Source organism: Rathayibacter sp. PhB151 (assembly GCF_004366415.1).
Classification (GTDB): domain Bacteria; phylum Actinomycetota; class Actinomycetes; order Actinomycetales; family Microbacteriaceae; genus Rathayibacter; species Rathayibacter festucae.
Window position 1 is genome coordinate 214,917 of sequence record NZ_SOEN01000008.1, and the last position, 24,574, is coordinate 239,490.

The window sequence follows — 24,574 nt, forward strand, 5'->3', positions numbered from 1 at the left end:
AGTGAACGCCCCCGACTGGTCGCTGGTCCTCGCGGTCGGCGCGATCGTCGTGGAGCTCGTCGTCCGCGTGATCGCGGTCATCGTGGTCCCGCGCAACCGCCGCCCGACCACCGGCCTCGCCTGGCTGATGGCGATCTTCCTGATCCCCTACGTCGGCATCCTGCTCTTCCTCTTCATCGGCAGCTACCGGCTCCCGCGCAAGCGCCGGCGCAAGCAGGAGGAGATCAACCGCTTCATCCTGGAGTCGACCGAGGGCATCGACCGGGTCGCCCGCAACCACCCCTGGCCGCTCTGGCTCGAGTCCGTCGTCACCCTCAACCGCAACCTCGGCGCGATGCCCCTCGTCGGCGGCAACGACGCCCGACTGCAGGGCGGCTACGAGCAGACCATCCGCGCGATGGCCGACGAGATCGACCGCGCCCGCCGCTACGTGCACTGCGAGTTCTACATCCTCGCCGCCGACGCGACGACGGCCCCGTTCTTCGACGCGCTCGACCGCGCCGTCGCCCGCGGCGTGACGGTGCGGATCCTGCTGGACCACATCGCGTCCATCCGCGTGCCCGGCTACTACACCGGGACGCACCGCCGCCTGCGGGCGCTGGAGCGGGCCGGCGCGCGCTGGTCGTACATGCTGCCCGTGCGCCCGTGGCTCGGCCAGTACCAGCGCCCGGACCTCCGCAACCACCGCAAGCTGCTGATCGTGGACGGCAACGCCGCCTTCATGGGCTCGCAGAACGTCGTCGACTCGAGCTACAACAAGCGCGGCAACATCCGCCGCGGCCTGCACTGGCACGACCTGATGGTGCGCCTCGAGGGCCCGGTGGTGCAGGGCATCAACGCCATCTTCATCACCGACTGGTACAGCGAGACGGACGAGCTGCTCCTGCGCGAGTCCGAGCCGATGGAGGCGCTGCAGCAGCGCGACACCATCGACTGCCAGGTGGTGCCGAGCGGTCCGGGATTCGACGGCGAGAACAACCTCCGCCTCTTCCTCGCGCTGCTCTACTCGGCGCAGAAGTCGATCATCATCACGAGCCCGTACTTCGTCCCGGACGAGGCGATGCTCTACGCGATCACGACCGCGACCCGCCGCGGCGTGCACGTCGAGCTCTTCGTCTCCGAGATCGGCGACCAGGCCGTCGTCTACCACGCGCAGCGCTCCTACTACGAGACGCTGCTCACCGCCGGCGTGCGGATCTGGATGTACCGGAAGCCCACCATCCTGCACGCGAAGCACTTCACCATCGACGACGACGTCGCCGTGATCGGCTCGAGCAACATGGACATGCGCTCCTTCACCCTCAACCTGGAGGTGTCGCTGATGGTGCGCGGCGCCGACTTCGTCGAGGACCTGCGCGAGGTGCAGCAGGACTACCGGGAGCACTCCCGCGAGCTGACGCTGCGCGAGTGGCGCCAGCAGCCGCTGCGCTCGACAATCCTCGACAATCTGGCGCGGCTCACCTCGGCCCTCCAATAGGGGTGAATCGAGCTTCGCTCAGGAATGGCGAGACTCTCTCACTTCTTGTTACGCTCCGAAGGCGAACGTTCCTCGACGTCCGCTCCTCTTCGATCGGAGTCGCCACCGTGATCCCTCGTCCCTCACATCTGAACCCGCTCTGCGTCCCGCTGAGCGCCGGCGCGCGCGCCGTGCGGCTCCGCGGCTCAGCGGGCGCCTCGGCGCTGCGCCGCACGGTCGACGTCTCCGTCCCGACGTCGGCCGGCTTCCGGATGGACCTCGCCATCGCCGCGACCGAGCGCGTCCGCGTGATCCACGTCGTCTCGACGGCGTTCGCCGTCCGCTGGCCCGGAACGAGCGCGGTCGACGGGTCCTCCGTCTTCCTCCTGCCGATGGACGGCGTCCTCGTCGTCGACACGACGTCCGGCCTGCTCGAGGTCGAGGAGGGCGGGCTCGCCCTCTCCACGGAGGATCCGGTCGTCATCCGCACCTCCCGCCCGGCCCGCTTCCTCGTGCTCTGCGCCGACAACGGCATCTCGGAGCGCCGCCGCACCGACCCGGTCCGGCTCATCCCCGCCACCTCGACGACGGCCACCGCGCGGACGATGCTGCGGGCGTTCCTCGCCGAGCTCGACCCCGAGAACCCGGTGCAGGCCGAGTACCTCGAGGGCACCGTCCTGCGCCTCGCCCGGCTGCTCGGCTCGGAGCGGGAGGAGGGCTCGCGCGAGCGCCTCGGTCTGCACGACATGGTCGAGGCCGCTCTGCAGGTGATCCAGGCCGACTACAGCGACCCGACGCTCGACCCGAGCACGGTGGCGCGGCGCTGCCGGGTCAGCCTGCGCACGCTGCAGCGCGCGGTGGCCGACGAGCGCGGCTCGACCCTGCGCAGGCTCATCTCCGACGTCCGCACGGAGAACGCTCTGCGCCTGGTCGGCACGCCGGACTCGAGCATCCTCCCGCTCAGCGACATCGCCCGGCGCTCCGGCTTCTCGTCGCCGGAGCGGCTGCGGCGCGCGATCGCGACCGAGACGGGGCTGTCCCCGAGCGAGTACCGGCGCCGTCTGAACGGGGAGGACCTCGCCGCGGGCTGAGCCGGCCCTCGGCCGCTGTGCCGCCCGTCCTCGCCCGCCCTCGTCGCTTGCGGGTGACGGCGACTCGCGCAAGGCCCTGTGCTGTCCGAGGCGCCCGGCGTAGCGTCGGATCGTCCTCAGCACGGTGGGCCGTCGGTCCTCCCGGGCCGGCACTTCAGAAGGGAACGTCATGGCGGCGAGCAGAACGACGCGCATCCTCATCCTCGGCGGCGGCTACGTCGGCCTCTACACGGCCTGGGGCCTCGAGAAGCTCCGCGGAGCGACGCCGATCGACGTCACCGTCGTCGAGCCGAACCCCTACATGACCTACCAGCCGCTCCTCCCCGAGGTGGCCGGCGGTCACGTCCAGCCGCGCCACGTCACGGTCCCGCTGGTGCAGGCGCTGAAGCGCACCCGCATCGTCCGCGGCGCGATCACCGGCGTCAGCCTGGCCGAGCGCTCGGCCACCGTCGCGGCGATGGACGGCACCAGCCGCACGCTGCCCTTCGACCACGTCGTCTTCGCCCTCGGCGCGGTGACCCGCACCTTCCCGACGCCCGGTCTCGCCGAGCACGCCATCGGCTTCAAGACGGTCGAGGAGGCGGCGCACCTGCGCGACCGCGTCATCGAGAACATCGCGAAGGCCGCGCTGACCACCGATCCGACCGAGCGCCGGCGCCTGCTCACCTTCGTCTTCGTCGGCGGCGGCTACACCGGGGTCGAGGCGCTCAGCGAGCTGCTCGACCTCAGCCGCCGCACCCTCGCCGCGCAGCCGTCGCTCTCGATGGGCGACGTCACCTGGCACCTCGTCGAGGCGCTCGACCGGGTCGCGCCCGAGGTCGGCCCGGAGCTCTCGGTCTGGACGCTCGACCACCTCCGCGAGCGCGGCGTGCACGTGCACCTGAAGACGACGATGCCCTCCTGCGAGGACGGCGTGGTCGAGCTCTCCAGCGGCGAGCGGATCCCCGCCGCGACGATCGTCTGGACGGCGGGCGTGAAGCCCAACCCGATCCTCGACGCGACCGATGCTCCGCGCGGGCCGAAGGGCCACGTGATGGCCGACGCGCGCCTCCGGGTGATCACCGAGGACGGCGAGCCCGTCGGCTCGGCCTGGGCGGCCGGCGACGGCGCACAGGTGCCCGACCTGACCGCCGCGAAGCAGCCCGCGTACTACCCGCCGAACGCCCAGAACGCCGTCCGTCAGGCGAAGCTGCTGGCGCGCAACATCATCGCCGACATCACCGGCGGCCCGGTCGAGGAGTACCGCCACGTGTCCGTCGGCACGGTCGCCGAGTACGGGATCGGCAAGGGCGCGGGCCTCATCAAGGGCGTGAAGCTGCGCGGGCTGCCCGCCTGGCTCGCGCACCGGGCGTACCACGGGGCGGCCATGCCGACCTTCGACCGCAAGTGGCGCATCATCGCCGGCTGGGTCGTCGACGCGGTCTCGCGCCGCGACCTGTCGCCCATGAGCGCGCTGCAGGATCCGCGCCGCGCGTTCCGCGAGACCGCCGAAGCGACCGACCGCGAGGCGGCGGAGAAGCGCGCGGCGAAGGAGAAGGAGAAGGCGGCCGAGGCCTCCTGACCCGGACCTCCTGACCCGGCGCCGGTGCGCTCAGGCGCGTCGGCGCGGCTTCAGCCGGACGGTCGGCAGGGTCGGCGCCGGCAGTGCCCGGCCGGGGTAGTCCGCGACCGTGCCGAACGGCCCGTCGGCGTCGCCGCCCGCGATGACGTCGCTCTGCCAGCGCTCGCGCGCGGCGGCGACGTCGTCGTGGCTGCGGCCGACGAAGTTCCACCACATCACCAGCTGGTCGGGGAACGGCTCGCCGCCGATCAAGACGACCCGGGCGCCCTCGTCCCCGGCCGTCAGGACCAGGACGTCGCGGCCCGGCGCGAGATAGGCGAGGTCGGAGCGGGGGACGTCGACGCCGTCCACCTCGAGCGGGCCGGCGTCGACCAGCACGCCGTGCTCCCACGCCGCCTCGAGCGGGATCTCGACGCGGGCGCCCGGCTCGAGGTCGAGCTGCGCGGCGACGAGCGGGGTGAACACGCTCGCGGGCACGGAGGCGCCGAGCAGCTCGCCGACGAAGACCTGCGCCGTCGCCCCGGGCAGCTCCACCCGCACGCCGCGGTGGTGCTCGAAGAACGGCTCGCCCAGGCGCGCCTCCTCGGGCAGCGCGACCCAGAGCTGCACGCCGTGCAGGACGGGCTCGGCGCCGGTGGAGACCTCGGAGTGCGAGATGCCGCGCCCGGCGGTCATCAGATTGAGCTCGCCCGGCCGCACCAGCTGGTGGCTCCCGACGCTGTCGCGGTGGTCGATCTCGCCCTCGAAGAGCCAGCTGACCGTCTGCAGTCCGGTGTGCGGGTGCGGCGGGACGTCCATTCCCGCCTCCTCGCCGAGGCGCACCGGACCGTAGTGGTCCGCGAAGCACCAGGCGCCGATCGTGGAGCGCGAGCGCTGGGGGAGCGTGCGGCGCACCTCGATCGCGCGGGGACCGCCGAGCGGCACCAGGCGCGCCTCGAGGATCTCGACCGCAGGGGCCTCGACGACGGGAGCCTCGACGGCGGTGCTGCGGGCGGAGGGCACCGGGTGCTCCTCCGGGTGCTTCTCGAGGTCGCTCATCCCCGAAGTGTATGCCTCTGCATGGAGTTTCGGCGGCTGCTCACGGAACGCTGCAGGCGGGCTCCGCCGCGTCCGGATCCACCGGGGCGGCGGCGGGCGGCTCGAGGGGAGCGTCCGCCGGCGGCACCTCGATCGTCGCGGCGTCCTCCTCGCCGGTCCCGGCGATCGCCTCGGCGACGGTCCGGTGGACCAGCTCGATGTCGGGCTGCTCGGGCAGGGTCAGCGGCAGGCCGAGCTCGACGCGCAGGAGGGGGTGCTCGCGGGCCGAGACGGCGAGCCGGGCGAGGGCCGGCAGCGACTCGGCCGGAAGACTCGTCGAGACGTTCTCGCCGCCGGCCCGGGCGATCGCCTGGAAGCGGGTCAGAACCGTCAGCGGGTCGGCCTGGCGGAACAGCGCGGCCTGCAGGCAGCCCTGCCGCTCGGACCGGTCGGCGTCGGAGGTGTTCACCCGCGACCGGGCGAACCAGAGCGCCTCGCTGCCGTCGAGGTGCTGGAGTCCCGCCTCGATCGGCGGACCGTACTCGACGGGTCGTCCGCTGCCGTCGTCGGGCACGCCCGCCTGGAGGACCGGGCGGCCGACCACGACCGAGACGCCGCCCAGCGCGTCGATGAGCTCGACGAAGCCGGTCATCCGGATCGACACCGTCGCCTGCACGGGCAGCCCCGTGTAGCCGCTGACCGCCTCCCGCACGGCGTCCGCGCCCGGGTCCGCGCTGCCGGGGTAGAGCTCCGGGTGCTCGAGCCCGTACTGGTAGGTGTGGTTGACCCCGCAGCCGGCGAGGCAGCGGGTCCCCTCGGGCAGGGCCGCCGCCAGCGCCGAGCCGGGCGGGTAGAGGAAGTTGGCAGCGGTGCGCGGGACGCCGAGCAGCACGCTGCGCCCCGTCACGGCGTCGACGCTGACGACGGTGAGGGAGTCGGGCAGGAGGACCTGGTCGCGCAGGGGGTCGTCGTCGAGGCCCATCAGCAGGATCGTGTAGCGGCCGTCGACGGGCTCCAGGCCGCGTCCGGAGGCCGAGACCGCCGTCAGCAGGCGGTGCTGCGCGGCGACGGTCGAGACCCACCAGGTCGTCGCCCCGAGGGGCGCGAGCACGGCCAGCGCGGTGACGAGCACGAGGGCCGCCCGCGGCACCGCGGTACGCCGGGCGAGCAGGGCGGCGGCGATCGGGCCGGAGATCCAGAGCAGGCCGATCAGCGCGCCGACCGCGCCGAGCAGCAGCAGGACGCGGGTGTCGGTCGCGGCCCCGACGAGTGCTGCCGGATCGGAGACCGCGGTCCAGGTGCCGAGGGCGATGCCCAGCACGACGAGCACGGCGAGGCCGGCGCGGACGGCGGCCGCACGCGGTCGGCCGAGCATCCGGTGCCCGAGTCCGGGCAGCACGGAGGAGGCGAGCACCGCCAGCAGCGCTCGCCTCGTCGTGCCGGGAGCGGGCGGGCGGCTCGGCCCGCCGTCCGCTCCCGGATGGTGCGTCAGGCTCTCGCGCGCCGACGGCGCGCCACGACGAGTCCGGCTCCGCCCGCCAGGAGGAGGGCCGAGCCCAGCAGTGCGGTGGCCCCGCCCTCGAGGCCGGTCTCGGCCAGGCGGGGTCCGCCCGGCTTCGATCCGGTGCTCGAGGCAGGTGCCGCGGCGACGGGGGTGGCGGACGGGGTGGTCGGCGCGGTGGTGCCCACGGGCTCGGAGCCCGCGGCGGCGCCGCCGTCGAGGGTGGCGCTCGCGAGCACGCGACCGTAGTCGTCCATCAGGGCGAGGGTGTGCGGCTCAGTCGTGTACTCGGCGCCGATGGTGGTGGTCACGGCGCCGCCGGTGATCGCGGAGGTGCCGATCGTGGTCGGCTCGGAGTAGATCACGGTGCTGGTGGCCAGGCCGTCGAGATCGCCCTCGGTCGCCCAGTACAGGTCCGAGAAGGTCAGGTCGAAGCTCTCGCCCACCAGGTAGCTCGAGGGCGCGACCGACGCGTCGGTGAAGTCGGCGAGGTAGATCTCGAAGTTCTCGAGGGCCGGCGGCGTGACGGAGGGGACGTCGCCGTCGACGACCGCGGTCCCCGCCGCCGGGTCGACGTCGTACGCGATCTCCTCATTGCGGTAGATCGCCGCGGTCGCGGCGGGCTCCGGGAGCTCGAGCCCGACCTCGGGCGAGCTCGGGCTGAAGAAGTACAGGTTGACCGGGCCGGCGAAGTTGTAGACGAGGGCGTCGCCCTCCGCATCGAGCGACGCCTTCTTGAGGACCCACTCGCCGCGGCTCCCTCGGGCGCCGACCGGCAGCTGCGCCTGGACGAAGACGTCGTAGCCGGCGTACTCGGGGCCGGCATCGATCGAGATGCCGCCGCCGTTGAAGAGGATCGCGTCCTGCCAGTCCAGCGGGTCGTAGGGCGTGTCGGCCGAGGCCGGTGCGGCGACGGTCAGGGCGAGGCCCACGGCGGCCGTCGCGGCGAGAGCGCAGCCGAGGAGCGGGCGGAGCGGGCGGGTCGAGCGGTTCATGTGGTGTGTCCCCCGGTGGTGGCGACCGTCGTCGTCGAGGTCGTCGGCTCACTCTCGGGGGTGGAGCGCCCGCGCGCAAGCCCTTCGAGACGGCCGTCGTCGAATCGGGACATCGTGTTCGAGCGGGCCGGATCCGCTCCGGGACGCGAGGCGCCCGACGGTGCGAGCAGAGAGCGACGAACGAGCGGGCGACCCGCCGTGCCGAGGCACGACGGGCCGCCCGCCCGATCGATCGTCAGGCGCTCGCGCGGCGACGGCGCGCCAGGACGAGTCCGCCGAGGCCCGCGGCGAGCAGGCCGCTCGCCAGCAGGGCGATCGAGCCGGCCTCGACGCCGGTCTCCGCCAGGTGCGCGCCGGGCTTCGCGCCCGGCTTCGATCCGCTGTTCGAGACCGGGGCCACGGCCACCGGCGTCGGAGTCGCGGTCGGGGTCGCCGTCGGCTCGGCTTCGGGAGCGGCGGCGCCGCCGTCGAGCGTCGCGGCCGACAGCACGCGGCCGTAGCCGTCCAGCAGCGCGACCGTGTGCGGGTCGGTGGTGTACTCGGCGCCGATCGTGGTGGTCACCGAGCCGCCGGCGATCGTCGAGGTGCCGATGGTGGTCGGCTCCGAGTAGACGACCGTGCTGGTCGACTGGCCGTCCAGGTCGCCGGGCGCCGCCCAGTAGAGCTCGGAGAAGGTGAGATCGAACGCCTCGTCGACCGTGTAGCTCGACGGCTGGACGGTCGCGAGCGTGAGCGGGGTGCCGTACGTCTGCAGGTCGGCCAGCGCGGGCGCCACGACCGTCGGGACGGCCCCGTCGACGACGGCGGTGCCGGCCTCGGGGTCGACGTCGTACTCGATCTCGCCGCCGCGGTAGATGGCCGCCGTCGCGTCGGGCTCGGGCAGCTCGAGTCCGGGTTGCACGGCACTCGGGCTGAAGAAGTAGAGGTTCGTCGGTCCGGCGAAGTTGACGACGCGGGCGGTGCCCTCGGCGTCGAGCGACGCCTTGCGGATGTTCCAGACCCCTCCGCCCTCGTAGCCCTCGACGGTGCGCGGGATCTGCGACTGCACGAACACGTCGTAGCCGGCGTACTCGGGACCTGCGTCGACGGTGATCCCGCCTCCGTTGTACTCGAAGATCTCCTCGCCCTCGACCTCGGCGGCCGAGGCGGGCGTCGCCGCCAGCAGCGCGAGGCCGAGTGCGGCGGCGGTGGCGGCGACGGCGCCGCGGGCGAAGGGTGGTGCGAGTCGTGTCATGTGGTGCTGGTCCCCCAGGTGATCGAGGCTCTCGGTGGTGAGTGCGCTGAGTCACGATCCCGCACGGGAGACCCCGTCGCATCCGCCGGGAGGCGGACGTGTCGCTGGGCGTCGGCGCCGCCGCACGGCCGCTCTCGGGCACCCGTCTCACGCCCAGGGCGAACAGGGGGTCCGACCGGGGGGAGCGCTGGTTACAGTCGAGCTATCGGAGCCCACCCCTGCGGGTTCTGTAGGGAGTGACAGCATGTTCGAGAGATTCACCGATCGCGCACGGCGCGTCGTCGTCCTGGCCCAAGAAGAGGCCAAGATGCTCAATCACAACTACATCGGGACCGAGCACATCCTGCTCGGCCTGATCCACGAGGGCGAGGGAGTGGCCGCCAAGGCGCTCGAGTCCCTCGGCATCTCGCTCGACGCGGTGCGCGAGCAGGTCCAGGACATCATCGGCCAGGGGCAGCAGCAGCCCACCGGCCACATCCCCTTCACGCCGCGTGCGAAGAAGGTCCTCGAGCTGTCCCTGCGCGAAGCGCTGCAGCTCGGCCACAACTACATCGGGACCGAGCACATCCTGCTCGGCCTCATCCGCGAGGGCGAGGGCGTCGCCGCACAGGTGCTCGTCAAGCTGGGCGCCGACCTCAACCGGGTGCGCCAGCAGGTCATCCAGCTCCTCTCGGGCTACCAGGGCAAGGAGCAGGTCGCCGTGGGCGGTGAGCAGCAGCAGCCTCAGGGCGGCTCGCAGATCCTCGACCAGTTCGGACGCAACCTCACGCAGGCGGCGCGCGACAACAAGCTCGACCCGGTCATCGGGCGCGAGAAGGAGATCGAGCGGGTCATGCAGATCCTCTCCCGCCGCTCCAAGAACAACCCCGTCCTGATCGGCGAGCCCGGCGTCGGCAAGACCGCCGTCGTCGAGGGCCTCGCCCAGGCGATCGTGCGCGGCGACGTGCCCGAGACGCTCAAGGACAAGCAGCTCTACACGCTCGACCTCGGCTCGCTCATCGCCGGCTCCCGCTACCGCGGAGACTTCGAGGAGCGCCTCAAGAAGGTGACGAAGGAGATCCGCACCCGCGGCGACATCATCACCTTCATCGACGAGATCCACACCCTCGTCGGCGCAGGGGCCGCGGAGGGCGCGATCGACGCCGCCTCGATCCTCAAGCCGCTGCTCGCCCGCGGCGAGCTGCAGACCATCGGCGCGACCACGCTCGACGAGTACCGCAAGCACTTCGAGAAGGACGCCGCGCTCGAGCGCCGCTTCCAGCCGATCCAGGTCGCGGAGCCGTCGCTGCCCCACACCATCAACATCCTCAAGGGCCTGCGCGACCGCTACGAGGCGCACCACAAGGTGTCCATCACCGACGGTGCCATCGTCTCGGCCGCCAACCTCGCGGACCGCTACATCAGCGACCGCTTCCTCCCCGACAAGGCCATCGACCTGATCGACGAGGCCGGCGCCCGCCTGCGCCTCTCGATCCTCTCGGCCCCGCCGGAGCTGCGCGAGTTCGACGACAAGATCGCCGTCGTCCGCACCGCGAAGGAGGCCGCGATCGAGGACCAGGACTTCGAGAAGGCCGCGTCGCTCCGCGACGAGGAGAAGCAGCTGCTCGGTGAGCGCCTGCGCCTGGAGAAGAAGTGGAAGTCGGGCGACGTCAAGGCGACCGGTGTCGTCGACGAGGGCCTGATCGCCGAGGTCCTCGCCCAGGCGACCGGCATCCCGGTCTTCAAGCTGACCGAGGAGGAGTCCTCGCGGCTCGTCTTCATGGAGAAGGCGCTGCACCAGCGCGTCATCGGCCAGGAGGAGGCCATCGCGGCCCTCTCGCGCACCATCCGCCGCACCCGCGCCGGCCTCAAGGACCCCAAGCGCCCCTCGGGATCGTTCATCTTCGCCGGCCCCACCGGTGTCGGAAAGACGGAGCTCGCCAAGGCGCTCGCCGAGTTCCTCTTCGACGACGAGAACGCGATGATCTCGCTCGACATGTCGGAGTACGGCGAGAAGCACACCGTCTCGCGGCTGTTCGGCGCCCCTCCCGGGTTCGTCGGCTTCGAGGAGGGCGGCCAGCTCACCGAGAAGGTCCGCCGCAAGCCCTTCAGCGTGGTCCTCTTCGACGAGATCGAGAAGGCCCACCCCGACATCTTCAACTCGCTCCTCCAGATCCTCGAGGAGGGTCGTCTGACCGACGGCCAGGGGCGCGTCGTCGACTTCAAGAACACCGTCATCATCATGACCACCAACCTCGGTGCGCGTGACATCGCCGGTGGTCCCGTCGGGTTCCAGATCGAGGGCGAGAACGCCACCGGCTACGACCGCATGCGCGGCAAGGTCAACGAGGAGCTGAAGAAGCACTTCAAGCCCGAGTTCCTGAACCGCGTGGACGACGTCATCGTCTTCCCGCAGCTGTCGAAGCCCGAGCTGCTCCAGATCGTCGACCTGTTCATCGGCCGCCTCGGCGACCGCCTGCTGGACCGCGACATGACGGTGGAGCTGACGCAGTCGGCCAAGGAGCGGCTGATCGAGGTCGGGTTCGACCCGGCCCTCGGCGCCCGCCCGCTGCGCCGCGCGATCCAGCGCGAGATCGAGGACCAGCTGTCCGAGCAGATCCTGCACGGCCAGCTCGGTGCCGGAGACCACGTGCACGTGGACTTCGCGGAGAACAAGTTCGTCTTCACGACGACGCCGCGTCTCATCTCGATCAGCGCCGGTGCGACGGCGGGAGCGGCGACCGCCGGCCCCGCGACGCCCGACCTGATGGCGTAGCACCCGCACAGCACGACAGCGAGCCCGTTCCTCCTCGCGGAGGGACGGGCTCGTCGTCGTTCGGCCGTACGCTTGTCGGATGGCCGATTGGAAGTACCCGGTGCGCCGCGCGCGCACGAGCGACGTCCCCTTCATCCAGGAGCTCAGCGAGCCGCTCGTCAACGAGCGCATCCTCCTCGGCAAGGACCGCGTGGTGCTCTACGGCGCCGTGCAGGAGTTCCGCATCGCCGAGTCCGGGGACGGCACCGCCATCGGCTGCGGCGCGCTGCACGTGATGTGGGACGACATCGCGGAGGTGCGCACCCTCGCCGTCGCGAAGGACTGGCTCGGCCGGGGCGTGGGCCACCACATCCTGGAGCGCCTCGAGAACGACGCGCGCGAGCTCGGGCTGAAGCGCTTGTTCTGCCTGACCTTCGAGGTCGGCTTCTTCGAGCGCCACGGCTACGCGCCGATCGGCGAGAAGGTCGTCGACCCCGAGGTGTACGCCGAGCTGCTCCGCTCTCCCGACGAGGGCGTCGCCGAGTTCCTCGACCTCGCCCGGGTGAAGCCGAACACGCTCGGCAACACCCGCATGCTCAAGACGCTCTGAGCGCTCGCGCGTCGTAGCCTGTGTCGGTGACTCCGCCTCCCCGCCGCCTGCCCTCCCGGGTCTACCGGCGGCGCAGAGCGGGCCTGCTGCTCGCGCTCCTGGTGATCATCGCCGGGATCGCCGCGCTGGTCTCGCTGCAGCCGTGGGCGGGCGCGCGCGGGACGGCCGAGAGCGCGAGCCCGACGGCCTCAGCGCTGCCGACGCTTTACCCCTCCACCGCGCCGGAGGGCTCGCCGCCCGCCGACGCCGCCGCCTGCACCGCGGACACCGTCGCGGTCACGGCCGTCACCGATGCGACGAGCTACGGGCCCGACGAGGCGCCGCAGCTCTCGCTCTCGCTCGCGAACATCTCGAGCACCGACTGCGTGATCGACGCCGGGACGAGCGGACAGGTCTTCACGATCACCAGCGGGTCCGACCCGGTCTGGACCTCGACCGACTGCCAGACGAACGGGTCCTCCCTGGAGATCCTGCTCCAGGCCGGCACCTCGGTCACGGGCAGCGCGATCACCTGGGACCGCACCCGCTCCTCGCCGGACACCTGCTCCGGCGGGCGCGAGGCGGTCGAGGGGGGCGGCGCGGCGTACAACCTGTCGGTCTCCGTCGCGGGCATCCCGTCGGGGTCGACGACGCAGTTCCTGCTGCAGTAGTCCGTCCCGCCTGTCGCCCTTCAGGGGGAGGTGGCGCGGAACACGCGCGCGTACGCTCACGGACATGATGAGGACGCTCCGCCGGCTCCTGTCCGCGATCACGCCGAGGGGGCGGGGCTCCGGAGCGCGCGGATCCGGGCTGTCCGCGGGAGCGGCGGGGATGCTGCTCGCGGCCGCGCTGGCGGGGGCGCCCACGGCGGCGGCGGGGCCCCTGCCCGCGGGCCGCGGGGGCGAGCCGGTCGCCGCCGCTGCTGTCGGCGCCGCCGCCATCGGCGGACCAGCACGCGGCGTCGACGACTTCCGCTTCTCCCGCTACGCCGTCGACTACGACCTCGGCCGCGACGCCGAGGGGCGCTCGACGCTGACGACGGTCGAGACGTTCGTCGCGGAGTTCCCCGAGGACCAGAACCGCGGGATGCAGCGGGCGATCCCGCTCCAGTACCAGGGCTACCCGACCGGCGTGGACCTGGTGTCGGTGACGGACGAGACGGGGCGGGCCCGGCCCGTCGACACCGAGACCGAGGACGGGATCCTCCTCGTGACGAGCGCCGCGGACGGCTTCGTCAGCGGCAGCCAGACCTACGTCTTCACCTACACCCAGCACGACGTGACGCTGCCCGGCTCCGGCACGAGGAGCGGCGAGGACGAGTTCTACTGGGACGCGAACGGCACGCAGTGGCGGCAGCCCTTCGACCGCTACGACGTCCGGATCCGGCTCACCGGCGGCCTGGCCGAGGCGGCGACCGGGACCGAGTCCTGCTACCGCGGCGCGGCCGGCTCCACCGACGGCTGCTCGATCGGCCGCGACGGCGCCGTGGTGACCGCGAGCGGGACCGACCTGGCGGCGTACGAGAACGTGACGGTCGCGGTCGGCTTCGCGCCGGGGACCTTCACGCCGCGCGACGACGGCTACTTCGCCTCGGGCTGGGCCTGGGTGCAGCTGGCGTCGATGCTCGTGCTGCTCGGCGTGCTCGTCGCGGCGATCCGACGGCGTGCCACGGTGCTGCGCGATGCTCCGGGGCGCCCGACGGTGATCGCCGAGTACGAGCCGCCCGCGCAGGGGCTCTTCCTCTCGGCGGCGCTGCGCGGGCGGTCCTCGCGCGCTCCGGCCGCGGCGCTGCTCGACGCGGCGGTCCGCGGGCTGGTCCGGGTCGAGGAGAAGGACTCGGGGAGGAAGCCCGGCTTCCTCCTCCGCGTGCTCGATCCGGCGACGGCCGCGCCGCGACGGGCCGGGCGACCGCGGGTCGTCCCTCCCGTCGACCGCGAGTTCTTCGACATCGCGTTCGGGCCCTCGCCCGCGCCGGGCGCCGTCCGCGATCTGAGCGGGAAGGACAAGGAGTTCGGGAAGGCGGTGTCGTCCTTCCAGACGGTGATGTCCGCGCAGGTCGTGGAGGAGGGACTGCGGCGCTCCGGGACGGTGCGCGGCTCCGTGCTCCTGGTCGTGCTCGCGGTGGTCGCCGTCGTCGGCGTCGTGCTGTCCGGAGCGCTGCTGCTCGGGGCGGCGCTCGGCGGGGCGCTGCCGATCGTGCTGCTCCTCTCAGCGCTGGTCGTGGGGGCGCTGGTCTGCGTCCTGCTCGCGAAGGTGCCGTTGACCGCCGCGGGCGCGGAGCTGCGGGATCACCTGAAGGGTCTCGAGCTGTACCTGCGGCTGGCGGAGGCGGACCGGTTCGCGATGCTGCAGTCGCCCCGCGGTGCCGACCGGCGCAGCGTCGGTCCGGTCGAGGTCGTCGAGGTGACCGAGCGGCTGCTGCCGTGGGCGGTGCTCCTCGGGCTGGAGAAGGAGTGGTCGGCGGCGCTCGCGACCGCCTACGAGCAGACCGGCGAGAGCCCGGTCTGGTACTCGGGGACGACGGGGTTCCACGCCGCGGCGTTCGCGGGGAGCATCTCCTCGTTCTCCTCGTCCGCGTCGAGCTTCGTCGGCTCCTCGTCGAGCTCGTCGAGCGGCGGCGCGGGTGGTGGCGGCAGCTCCGGCGGCGGCGGGGGCGGCGGCGGAGGCGGAGGGGTCTAGCCCGTCCGGCTGCGCGCGGCCCGTCTCGACCTGCTCTCGGCGCGGCGGTCGGCGCGGAGCCGGCTCTTCGCGGCCGCGTAGTCGCGGGAGCTGCGGCTCGAGAGGGCGAGCAGCACGAGGATGTCGAAGGCGACGCTGCCGAGGTTGGTCTGCAGGCTGATCGCCGCGCCGCCCTGGAGCACCGCGGCGAAGGCGGTGATCGTGCTGAGCAGGCTGGAGGAGAGGGCGAGCAGGCGGGCCGTCCCGGAGCCGCGGAGCACGAGTGCGCCGAGGAGCAGCCAGAGCAGCGTCGCCGCCCCGAGGAGGGCCGCGGCGATCGGCCGGGTCGAGGCCTCGTCGAGCGTGGAGCCGCCCGCGGTGGCGGTGCCGCCGTCGAGCCAGGTCAGGTCGTCGAGCGAGGCGGCGCCGGCGAGCAGCAGCACGGCCTGGAGAGCGTACGCGAGACCGCGGGCGACGAGCATCAGGGCGCCCACGTGCGTGGTGACGGGCCGGCGGAGGACCGTGGCGGACGAGGTGCCGAGCGCACCGGCCAGCTCGGTGGCGGCGACGGGGGCGATCGCGTCGCGCTCGGCGGCCCCGGACGGCAGGAGGATCGCGCGGAGGTCGACGACCGGCAGATCGCCGTCGGTGACGATGGAGTCGCCGCCGCCGTTCCGGGAGTGGTAGCCGGTGGAGAAGTCCTGGATGACGTCGACCATCACCTCGGGGTGGTGCTCGCGGAGGCTCGCCACGATGTGGTCGCGCTCCTGGTCGGTGTCGGGGGAGATCTTGTGCGTGACCTGGAGCGTGAAGAGCGACAGTCCGACGCTGCGGTCGAAGGTGCCGGCGGCGACCCACTCGACGGGGAATCCGCCGGGCAGGAACCAGTTCTCGGGGCAGCGCCAGAAGCGCACGTGGTGGCGCTTGCCCGGGTTGCCGGCGACCTCCTGCTGGAACGCGACGTCCTGCTGCCGCCCGAACACGAAGAGCGGCGAGACGGGGGCGCGGTGGTAGCTGCGGCGGGTGAGCGTGGCGGTGATGATCCGCCGGCTGCTGCGCACCGTGACCTCGTCGGCGCGGGTCCAGCCGGAGGAGGTCATCGCGTGGACGAGCTGCGCGTCGCTGCCCTGGAAGGCGAGGTTGACCGGGTCGCCGAGCAGGCCGTCGCTGGTGCGCGCGCGGCCGATGAAGTAGTCGGGCACGTAGAGCCGGGTGAGGATCCGGTGCAGCCGCGGCAGCACGAGGTAGGCGACGAGGACCCAGACGGCGACGTAGAAGCCGATCTGCGCCCAGCCGGAGCGGACGCCGTCGGTGACGAGGACGACGGCCAGGAGGGTCGCGGCGACGCCGCCGAGGACGAAGAAGGCCTGGTCGAGCAGGGCGGGGATCGGGAAGCGGCGGCGGCGGCGGACCGCCGGTGCGGAAGCGGGGGCGGAGTCTCCGTCCGTGGCGGGACGGTCCTGGTCGGTGCCGGCCCGCTCGGTGTCGCTGCTCACGGCGTCAGCCTAGGGCGGCGGTCCGGCGCGGGGCCCGTCAGCCGACGGGGATGCGGGCGGGCACCGGCACCAGGGCGTGGGTGATCGCGCTCGAGAGGGTGAAGGCGCTCGAGTCCAGGTGGGAGGGGTGGCCGAGCCGGGTGGCCTCGTTGGCGCGCTGCTTCGCGCCGGACGCCGGGCGGATGTCGCCGGAGAGGCTGATCTCGCCGAAGGCCGCGATGCCGGGGCGCAGCGGCGTGTAGGCGTGGGCCGAGGCGATCGCGACGGCGATGGCGAGGTCGGCGGCCGGCTCCATCAGCTTCACGCCGCCGACCGTCGAGACGTAGACGTCGCAGCGGCGGAGCGGGATGCCGGCCTGGCGCTCGAGCACCGCGAGGATCATCGCGACGCGGGAGGCGTCCACGCCGTTGGTCACCCGGCGCGGGTGGTCGCCGTCGTTCGCGATGACGAGGGCCTGGATCTCGACGGGCAGGGCGCGGCGCCCCTCCATCGCGACCGTGACGCAGATGCCCGGGGTGGGGAAGCGGGTGCGGCTGAGGAAGAGGCCGCTGGGGTCGGGGATCTCGGCGATGCCCTCGGCGGTCATCTCGAAGCAGCCGACCTCGTCGGTCGGGCCGAAGCGGTTCTTGAGGGAGCGGACGAAGCGCAGCGCCGTCTGGCGGTCGCCCTCGAAGTGGCAGACGACGTCGACGAGGTGCTCGAGCAGGCGCGGGCCGGCGATCGAGCCGTCCTTGGTGACGTGGCCGACGAGCACGAGGGGGAGGGCGCGCTCCTTGCAGACGCGGATCAGCGTCGCGGCGACCTCGCGGACCTGGCTCGGACCGCCGGGCAGACCGTCCACCGTGTCGCTCGCGACGGTCTGCACCGAGTCGACGATCAGGAGGTCCGGGCGGACCTCGTCGATCTGGCCGAGGACGGTGGCGAGGTCGGTCTCGGCGGCGAGGAAGAGGCTGTCGTGCATGGCGCCGGTGCGCTCGGCCCGCATCCGCACCTGGGCGGCGGACTCCTCCGCGCTGACGTAGAGGACGCGCTGGCCCTCGGCGGCGGCGCGGGAGGCGACCTCGAGCAGCAGCGTCGACTTGCCGACGCCGGGCTCGCCGGAGAGGAGGACGACGGCGCCGTTGACGATGCCGCCGCCGAGCACCCGATCGAGCTCGCCCACGCCGGTGGGCCGGTGCGCCGCGGAGGTGGTCTCGATCTGCGTGATCGGCTTGGCGAGCCGCGCCGCGGTGGGGGCGACGGCCGCGACCGCCCGGACGAGGCCGGTGCGCTCGGTGCTCTCGATCACGGAGCCCCACTGCTGGCACTCGCCGCAGCGGCCGACCCACTTCGCGGTCGTCCAGCCGCACTCGGAGCAGCGGTAGGCGGCGGTGCGCGTCTTCGAGGAGGCCATGGGGTCCTTCCGGGCCGGGGGAGTGCGGGGCAGTGGTGGAGTGCGGGGCAGTGGTGGAGCGAGGGAGCACCGGCGACGCTACGGCCGGTCTCCGACATCGGAGCGTTCCTTCGAACGTGTCTTCGACCCTAGCGGGCACCGCCGACACCCGGACGCGCCGCGCCCGATCGGTGGACAGCCGGGCGGGCGTCCCGGTGGGGGAGGAGTCCTGGCGGCACCAGAGCGGCGCGCGGGCGGTGTCGGTCGTCTGCGGGAGACTGGGCCCATGACCTCGACGGTGCACACGCTCAAGTCCGGCCGCGCGCTCGGAGTCGCCTGGGTCGGCCCGGAGGACGCCGAGCACGTCGTCGTGCTCGCGCACCCCGCACCCGGCGCCGCCGGTCTCGACCCCGACCCCGCGGCCACCGCCCGACACGGCGTGCGGCTGCTCTCGTTCGACCGCCCCGGCTACGGTGCCTCGGAGCTGCTGACCGACGTCGATCCCGCCGGCGCCGGCGCCGGGGCGAGTCCGGAGCAGGCCGCCGCCGACATCGCCGAGTACCTGGCCACCGCGGGCATCGCCTCCGTCACCGCGGCCGGCTGGTCGGCGGGCGGCCGCGTCGCCCTCGCCCTCTCGGCCAACTACCCGGGCCTGGTCGGGCGCGTCGCCGTCCTCGGCACTCCCGCGCCCGATGACGCCGTGCCGTGGGTCGGCGAGCAGAACCGGGCGATGCTCGAGCAGCTGCGCGAGCTGCCGGTGGACGAGGCCGTCCGCTCCCTCGCCGCCGCGCTCGACGCGGCGTTCGGCCCGTCACCCACCCCCGAGTCGCTGCTCGGCGTGCTCGGAGCGGACGCCGCCGACGAGGACGTGCTCGAGGCGCCCGGCGTCCGCGAGCGGCTCCTGGCGATGCTCGAGCGCGCCGTCGCCCAGGGCAACCTCGGCCAGGCCGCGGACATCGTCGGCTACACCCTCCAGGAGTGGGGCTTCGCGGTCGAGACCGTCGACGCCCCGGCGCTCCTCCTCTACGGCGGCGAGGACGCGACCGTCGGCCGCCAGCACGGCGAGTGGTACGCCGCCCGCCTGCCGGACTCGCGCCTCGAGGTCGTGCCCGGCCGAGGCCATCTGCTCGCCGTCTCCGAGTGGGACCGGGTGCTCGCCTTCCTCCTGCCCGAGCCCGCCTGACGCCTCGGCGACGGCCGCACGCCCGCGCTCGGCCGCGGTTCCCGCGCCGATTGGCGGGATTCCGGAGCCTCGCGTACACTCGTCCTCGGTACCGTGTCCGAGCGGCCGAAGGAGCATGTCTCGAAAACATGTGTGGGCTTGCGTCCACCGTGGGTTCAAATCCCACCGGTACCGCCAGTCAGAACCCCCGAGTCAGCGAGAGCCGACCGGGGGTTCTGTCGTTCCCGGCCCGCGCGTCACCGTCGGCGGAGGCGGATGGCGGCAGCTGTCAAGCTCTCGAGGAGGGGGCCGGTGACGCGGAGCGACAGAGGAAACGCGCCTCCCGTGCCCCCGGTGCGTCACCTGCCTAGGCTCTCGGTCGATGACGTGGCGAGAGCTCCTTCTCGCCCGGCGGAGGACGTAGGTCTGCCAGATGACACCGACAGCTCGAGCAGCGATGAGGGGCCTGGCCCATGGAGCATTCGTGGGAATGACGGGCGACAGACGGCGCCTGGGCGAGATGAAGAAGGTGCTTGGTCACCCGACGCCGACCGAGGTCTCATCCATGGAACGCTCGACGCCGAAATCGAAGAAGAATCTGAGCGCTCCGGCACGGTAGAGGCGATCGCTCGAAGCCGATCGTTTCGAGGTCCTCTCCCTCCGGTCGCGATGATCGAGGGATACGAGCGCGTCGTTCCGGGCAGTGCCGAGAAGATCGTCGATGCGCATGTCGCGAATGAACATGCTCGCGCGGGAGCGCTGACTCGGCTCACGAGGGCGGAATCCGTCGGTGTGATCGTCGGAGCGATCGGGTCGCAGCTCCTCGCTGTCGTAGGCCTCGCGGCCGGTGTCGTGCTCATCGTGCAGGGCTTCCCAGCGGAGTCATTGCTCGGCTTCGTCCCTGCGGTGATCAGCTCTGGTGCGCTCGTCGTCTCAGCGGTGAGGGGTAGCGAGGTCGACTAGACCGGCGACCTGAGCCGACATGCACCGCGGCGAGCCCGATCGGTACCGCCAGTCAGAACCCCCGAGTCAGCGAGAGCCGACCGGGGGTTCTGTCGTTCCCGGGTGCGTCGCTCCTGGCACTCGGGGCGACGACCCTCACGCGGAGATGTGGGTGACCCCCGTCCGAGGCTTCTGCCGGTGGTGGCGCGCATCGTGCTGGAGATGGTTGCGCTGCCATGCTACGTTCGCCGGAGTGATGTTGACGTGGACATCCGTGCGGGGGAGATGCCGATCAGGCGCCGCGGCACGAGCACCACAGGTACAAGGAGGTACCCATGAAGATGGACAGGAGAGGGCTTCTCGCCCTCGCAGGCACGGCGGCGCTCACGGGCGCGGTCACGGCGGTCGCCGGGTCGGGCGCGGCACCCGCGCACGCCGCCACCGGCACCGCGGTCGTCGACCCCGGGCAGCGCGGACCCGTGTGGGAGGGCTTCGGCACGGCGCTCTGCTGGTTCGCGCACCGCATCGGCGGCACGCAGGCGGTGCGCGACACCTACGCCGATCTGCTCTTCGACCGCGACAAGGGTCTCGGGCTGAACATCGTCCGCTACAACATCGGCGGCGGCGAGAACCCGGCCTACCCCGGGCACATGGACCTGCGCGCCCGCATCCCCGGCTATCTCGCCTCCGCCACGGCGGCCTACGACTGGTCGGCGGACCCGAACCAGCGCTGGTTCCTCCAGGCCGCCAAGTCGCGGATCCCGGCGAGTGAGTTCCTCGCCGAGTCGTTCGCGAACTCGCCACCCTGGTGGATGACGATCTCGGGCAGTGTCACCGGCGGCAGGAACGCCGCCGAGAACCTGCGCACCGACAGCTACGAGGCCTTCGCCCGGTACCTCGTGACGGTCAACGAGCGCTTCCGCACGACCTGGGGTGTGCCCTTCCGCACGCTGTCGCCGGTGAACGAGCCGAGCGCCGCCTACTGGAGCTTCGGCAACCGCCAGGAGGGCAACCGGATGCTCCCGGCCAACCAGGCGACGATGCTGAAGGCCCTGGCGGACGAGCTCGCGCGGCAGGGGTCCCCGACGCGGATCGCGGCGTCGGACGAGACGAGCATCGACGTCGGCCGCGACACGGTGAACAGCTGGTCCGCGCAGACCCGCGGGCTCGTCGGCCAGTACAACGTGCACAGCTACGAGGGCTCGGACCGGACCGGCTTCAAGACGGCCGCGCGCGGCGGGCGGATCTGGGACTCCGAGCACGGCAACGGCGACGCGAGCGGCATGACCCTCTCGCAGAACATCCTCTGGGACGTGAAGTGGCTCGGCGCGAGCGCGTTCGCCTACTGGCAGGCGGTCGACTCCGGCGGCTGGGGGATGCTCGACACCGACCTCAACAACGCCTCGGCCGACCTGTCGAGCTACACCCGGAACAAGAAGTTCTGGGCGATGGCGCAGTGGAGCCGCTACATCCGCCGAGGCTACCGGGTGATCGGCGTGAGCGACAACGACACCGTCGCCTTCCACGACGAGGCCGGCCGGCGCGTCGTGCTGGTCACGGTCAACAACACCTCGACGCCGGCGACGGTCACCTACGACCTCAGCCGCTTCGCTCCCGCCACCGCGACCGCCTCGGGGGTGCGCACCAGTGGCTCCCAGGACCTCGCGGCGCTGCCCTCCGCCGCGCTCGCCGGCAACCGGTTCACGGCATCCGCTCCCGCGATGTCGACCACCACGTGGGTCGTCCCCTCGATGACCCTCAACTAGAAGGAGAGTTTCAATGACGAAACGACGAGGACGGATCCGGCTGGCGCTCATGGCGCTCGCCACGGCGGCGCTGGTCGCGGTCTCGGGCCTGGCGCCCGCGACGGCGGCGCCGCAGACCGTCACGAACGGCACGCAGTTCCTCACCACCCAGGGCCAGCCGATCCACGGGCACGGCGCGGGGCTGCTCAAGGTCGGGCAGTACTACTACTGGGTCGGTCAGAGCACCGACGCGGACAACCGCTTCATCTCGGTTCCGCTCTACCGCTCCACCGACTTCAAGAACTGGGAGTTCCGCGGCGACATCCTCACCAAGAACTCGGCGCCGGAGCTGAACGTCTCCACCATCGAGCGGCCGAAGCTCGTGTACAACGCGGCGACGCAGAAGTACGTGCTCTGGATGCACTGGGAGAACGGGCAGAACTACTGGGAGGGCCGGGTCGCGGTCGCGACCTCGAGCACGATCGACGGCTCCTACGCCTACCAGGGCAGCTTCCGGCCGCAGGGCTACGAGTCGCGCGACATGACGGTGTACCAGGACGACGACGGGTCGGCGTACCTCTTCTCGTCGACGGCCATCCCCACCACGAACGCGTCGACGGCGATCTTCAAGCTCAACGCGTCGTACACGAACGTCGAGTCGTTCCAGGGGCTGCACTGGGAGAACCAGTCGCGTGAGGCGCCGACCGTCTTCAAGCGCAACGGCGTCTACTTCGCGCTCTCCTCCGGGACCACCGGCTGGAGCCCGAACCAGAACAAGTACTCCACGGCCACGAAGATCACCGGGCCGTGGTCGACGCCGACCGACTTCGGCGGGCCGACCGGCAACCGCTCGCAGCCGACCTACGTCGCGACGATCAGCGGCACCGCCGGCACGTCCTACCTCTACATGGGCGACCGCTGGGCGGGCGCGAACAACGGAGCGGTCAACGACTCCAGCTACGTCTGGCAGCCACTGCAGTTCCCGTCGAACACCTCGGTCGCCATGCCCGAGGTGGACGGGGTCGTCATCGACACGGCGGCGGGAACGGTGAACGCCGCTCCGGCGCTGCCGCGGTCGACGATCAAGTCGGCGTCGAGCGGACTCTGCGTGAACGTCGCGGACGACTCGACCGCGACCGGCTCGAAGGTGGTCCAGTGGACCTGCGGCAACGGGTCGAACGCCGTGTTCGCCCGGGCGTCAGCCGGTGGCTCCGTGCAGTTCCAGACGCAGCACAGCGGGCTCTGCCTCGCGCAGTCCGGGACCTCGGGCTCCGGCGGTGCGCTGGTGCAGGCGCCCTGCACGTCCGGGCAGACGACGCAGTGGCAGGTGAGCGGTCAGACGATCGTCAACCGCGCGAGCGGCGCCTGCCTCGACGTGCCCGACGAGAGCACGACCGCGGGTCGTCAGCTCGGCACCTGGTCCTGCAACGGAGGCAACCACCAGAAGTGGAGCTTCGTCGCCTAGCTGAGGCGTGAGGGTCGCGCGGTGGGGGGAAACCGCCGCGCGACTCCGCGCCTCGTGCGGGGGCGGGCGGGCCCACCGGGTCCGGCGCCCGCCGACCCCCGCCGTGGAACCCCCGGTCAGCGCGAGCCGACCGGGGGTTCCGTCGTGCCCGGGTGAGGGAGCGAGGCTCCGACCCGCCGGGATCCGGATCGAACGGTGGAGCGAGCGGTCATTCGTCCGCAGCGATCTCGACCACGCGCCCCGCGTCCCCGGCGGGGCGCCAGACGTAGCTCTTGCTCCGTCGGGAGCGCACGAACAGCCCCGCTTCCTCGAGGCCGAGGAGATCGACTCGAGCGGTCTCTCCTGAGATGCGATGGGTGGTGGCGTGCCCGTGCACCGTGAACTCCGACTGCGGATCGCGGAGTGCCGACTCCAATGCGGCGAGCTGGCGAGGATTGAAGTCGTTCGAACGGCGATCGAGCAGGGCTCTCATGTCCCGAAGTTCAGCGCTCTTGCGCTGCAGGTGTCTCTGCAGATCGTCGAGCGCTCGCGTGCAGACGTCGACATGGAAGGTGAGGAAGTACGAGAGATCGCCGTCGTCGTCCTCGGTGAGCAGGTAAGCGCCTGCGTAACGGGCGGGAGCGTTCTTGAGGATCCGGGAGACGGTGAGGTACTCCGTCACCCAGTAGCCCTGCCGGAGCATGCTCCAGTAGAAGAGGATCCGCGCGGTCCGGCCGTTGCCGTCGGCGAAGTAGTGGTCGTAGCCGACCATGAAGTGCAGGACGATCGAGCGGAGCGGAGCGGGAAGATAGGCCGTGTCGCCGTCCTCGCCGTTCGCGAAACGGCAGAGCGCCTGGAGCCGATCGGCGAGCTCGGCGGCCGGCGGCGGCACATGCAGGATCTGGTCGTCGTCGCCGAAGATGCGGACGCGCTCGTCGCTCTCCTGCTGGAGGCGTCCGGCGTCCTCGGGGTCGTCGAGCGTGCCATCGGTCACGATGCGGTGCAGCTCGAGGACGAGCTCCGGGGTGAGCCGCTCCTCGGTCACCTCGCGGATGCGCTCCATGGCGCGATAGTTGTTCAGGATCATGCGCTCGCTCCTCGTAACGGGACGGCGACCGGAGACGAGCATCTCCTTGGCCACGCGGCGCGAGGTGGAGGCGCCCTCCAGCTGACTGGAGGTGATCGCCTCTTCGATGAGGGAGCTGACGACGTACCGGTCTCGATCGCCCTGGGAGACGGCGAGCTCGGGCATCGAGATCGTGCCGCTCGCGCGGGCCGCGATCTCCTCGCACCTCCGGAGGAGGTGATCGGTGAGCGTGTAAGAGAAGGCCTTGCCGCCCTTCGAGAGGAGAGAGACCGTGCGCAGCCCGGACTGACGACGGAGCTTGAGCGCCGCCCAGAATTCCTGGGCGGTGAGGCCGGCGGGAGGGGTCCGGTAGCGGACCTTGTCCCAGGGCAGGTAGGCGCTGTCGTCGAGATCGGCGCCGACCATCGCCGAGAAGATCCGATCTCGCCCTTCGCCGTGCAGGATCGCGGCCCAGTCGGGGGGCGGCATGGGGACCTTCACCGTCACACCC

The 24,574-nt window shown here is 72.2% G+C and carries 18 protein-coding genes and 1 tRNA gene; 11 read left to right on the forward strand and 8 right to left on the reverse strand.

What is annotated here, in order from left to right; translation table 11 throughout:
- Position 1: 1 nt before the first annotated feature.
- The 3 genes from cls to EDF35_RS14720 all read left to right on the forward strand — a co-directional run bounded on the left by cls (position 2) and on the right by EDF35_RS14720 (position 4,108).
- Positions 2 to 1,477 (forward strand): cardiolipin synthase, encoded by a 1,476-nt coding sequence (gene cls / locus EDF35_RS14710; RefSeq protein ID WP_133962874.1) that lies wholly within the window; start codon positions 2 to 4, stop codon positions 1,475 to 1,477.
- A 107-nt stretch (positions 1,478 to 1,584) separates the two neighbouring features.
- On the forward strand, positions 1,585 to 2,547 hold the full coding sequence (locus EDF35_RS14715) for an AraC family transcriptional regulator (protein WP_133962875.1): 963 nt from the start codon (positions 1,585 to 1,587) through the stop codon (positions 2,545 to 2,547).
- A 169-nt stretch (positions 2,548 to 2,716) separates the two neighbouring features.
- The gene (locus EDF35_RS14720; protein WP_133962876.1) at positions 2,717 to 4,108 is read left to right on the forward strand and encodes an FAD-dependent oxidoreductase; all 1,392 of its coding nucleotides are present in this window, start codon (positions 2,717 to 2,719) and stop codon (positions 4,106 to 4,108) included.
- 30 nt (positions 4,109 to 4,138) lie between these two features.
- On the opposite strand, the gene EDF35_RS14725 is transcribed toward EDF35_RS14720, so the two are convergent.
- The 4 genes from EDF35_RS14725 to EDF35_RS14740 all read right to left on the reverse strand — a co-directional run bounded on the left by EDF35_RS14725 (position 4,139) and on the right by EDF35_RS14740 (position 8,855).
- Positions 4,139 to 5,146, reverse strand: coding sequence for a pirin family protein (locus EDF35_RS14725; protein WP_123705516.1), 1,008 nt, complete (start codon positions 5,144 to 5,146; stop codon positions 4,139 to 4,141).
- Positions 5,147 to 5,186: 40 nt separating this feature from the next.
- Positions 5,187 to 6,539, reverse strand: a complete 1,353-nt coding sequence (locus EDF35_RS14730; protein WP_133962877.1) for an LCP family protein — start codon at positions 6,537 to 6,539, stop codon at positions 5,187 to 5,189.
- A 74-nt stretch (positions 6,540 to 6,613) separates the two neighbouring features.
- Positions 6,614 to 7,621, reverse strand: coding sequence for an LPXTG cell wall anchor domain-containing protein (locus tag EDF35_RS20875; protein ID WP_166674123.1), 1,008 nt, complete (start codon positions 7,619 to 7,621; stop codon positions 6,614 to 6,616).
- Positions 7,622 to 7,856: 235 nt separating this feature from the next.
- The gene (locus tag EDF35_RS14740) at positions 7,857 to 8,855 is read right to left on the reverse strand and encodes an LPXTG cell wall anchor domain-containing protein (RefSeq protein ID WP_133962878.1); all 999 of its coding nucleotides are present in this window, start codon (positions 8,853 to 8,855) and stop codon (positions 7,857 to 7,859) included.
- Between the two features lie 244 nt (positions 8,856 to 9,099).
- On the opposite strand from EDF35_RS14740, the gene EDF35_RS14745 reads away from it, so the two are divergent.
- From EDF35_RS14745 to EDF35_RS14760, 4 genes are all read left to right on the forward strand, one after another.
- Positions 9,100 to 11,610, forward strand: coding sequence for an ATP-dependent Clp protease ATP-binding subunit (locus EDF35_RS14745; RefSeq protein ID WP_123732698.1), 2,511 nt, complete (start codon positions 9,100 to 9,102; stop codon positions 11,608 to 11,610).
- Between the two features lie 79 nt (positions 11,611 to 11,689).
- The gene (locus tag EDF35_RS14750) at positions 11,690 to 12,199 is read left to right on the forward strand and encodes an amino-acid N-acetyltransferase (RefSeq protein ID WP_123446786.1); all 510 of its coding nucleotides are present in this window, start codon (positions 11,690 to 11,692) and stop codon (positions 12,197 to 12,199) included.
- 26 nt (positions 12,200 to 12,225) lie between these two features.
- On the forward strand, positions 12,226 to 12,849 hold the full coding sequence (locus tag EDF35_RS20880) for a hypothetical protein (RefSeq protein WP_166674124.1): 624 nt from the start codon (positions 12,226 to 12,228) through the stop codon (positions 12,847 to 12,849).
- A gap of 64 nt (positions 12,850 to 12,913) precedes the next feature.
- Positions 12,914 to 14,857: a DUF2207 domain-containing protein gene (locus tag EDF35_RS14760; RefSeq protein ID WP_133962879.1), complete on the forward strand. Its 1,944-nt coding sequence runs from the start codon at positions 12,914 to 12,916 to the stop codon at positions 14,855 to 14,857.
- Here EDF35_RS14760 and EDF35_RS14765 read toward each other — a convergent pair.
- Positions 14,854 to 16,332, reverse strand: a complete 1,479-nt coding sequence (locus EDF35_RS14765) for an LssY C-terminal domain-containing protein (RefSeq protein WP_133962880.1) — start codon at positions 16,330 to 16,332, stop codon at positions 14,854 to 14,856. The genes EDF35_RS14760 and EDF35_RS14765 overlap by 4 nt on opposite strands.
- A 37-nt stretch (positions 16,333 to 16,369) precedes the next feature.
- Positions 16,370 to 17,725 carry a DNA repair protein RadA gene (radA, locus tag EDF35_RS14770; RefSeq protein ID WP_123705510.1) on the reverse strand — a complete coding sequence of 452 codons (1,356 nt, stop codon included), beginning with the start codon at positions 17,723 to 17,725 and terminating at the stop codon, positions 16,370 to 16,372.
- A 265-nt stretch (positions 17,726 to 17,990) separates the two neighbouring features.
- Here radA and EDF35_RS14775 point away from each other — a divergent pair, with 265 nt between their 5' ends.
- Both EDF35_RS14775 and EDF35_RS14780 read left to right on the forward strand, forming a co-directional pair.
- Positions 17,991 to 18,887 carry an alpha/beta hydrolase gene (locus EDF35_RS14775; protein WP_133962881.1) on the forward strand — a complete coding sequence of 299 codons (897 nt, stop codon included), beginning with the start codon at positions 17,991 to 17,993 and terminating at the stop codon, positions 18,885 to 18,887.
- A gap of 87 nt (positions 18,888 to 18,974) precedes the next feature.
- Positions 18,975 to 19,064 (forward strand) — tRNA-Ser (locus EDF35_RS14780).
- A gap of 339 nt (positions 19,065 to 19,403) precedes the next feature.
- Here the strand turns inward: EDF35_RS14780 and EDF35_RS14785 are convergent.
- Positions 19,404 to 19,595 carry a hypothetical protein gene (locus EDF35_RS14785; protein ID WP_133962882.1) on the reverse strand — a complete coding sequence of 64 codons (192 nt, stop codon included), beginning with the start codon at positions 19,593 to 19,595 and terminating at the stop codon, positions 19,404 to 19,406.
- Between the two features lie 548 nt (positions 19,596 to 20,143).
- Between EDF35_RS14785 and EDF35_RS14790 the strand changes: the two genes are divergently transcribed.
- Positions 20,144 to 21,574: a glycoside hydrolase gene (locus EDF35_RS14790; protein ID WP_133962883.1), complete on the forward strand. Its 1,431-nt coding sequence runs from the start codon at positions 20,144 to 20,146 to the stop codon at positions 21,572 to 21,574.
- A 13-nt stretch (positions 21,575 to 21,587) separates the two neighbouring features.
- Positions 21,588 to 23,018, forward strand: a complete 1,431-nt coding sequence (locus EDF35_RS14795; protein WP_208323078.1) for an RICIN domain-containing protein — start codon at positions 21,588 to 21,590, stop codon at positions 23,016 to 23,018.
- A gap of 208 nt (positions 23,019 to 23,226) precedes the next feature.
- Here the strand turns inward: EDF35_RS14795 and EDF35_RS14800 are convergent, their stop codons facing one another.
- Positions 23,227 to 24,552 (reverse strand): Fic family protein, encoded by a 1,326-nt coding sequence (locus EDF35_RS14800; RefSeq protein WP_243839999.1) that lies wholly within the window; start codon positions 24,550 to 24,552, stop codon positions 23,227 to 23,229.
- Positions 24,553 to 24,574 lie beyond the last annotated feature (22 nt).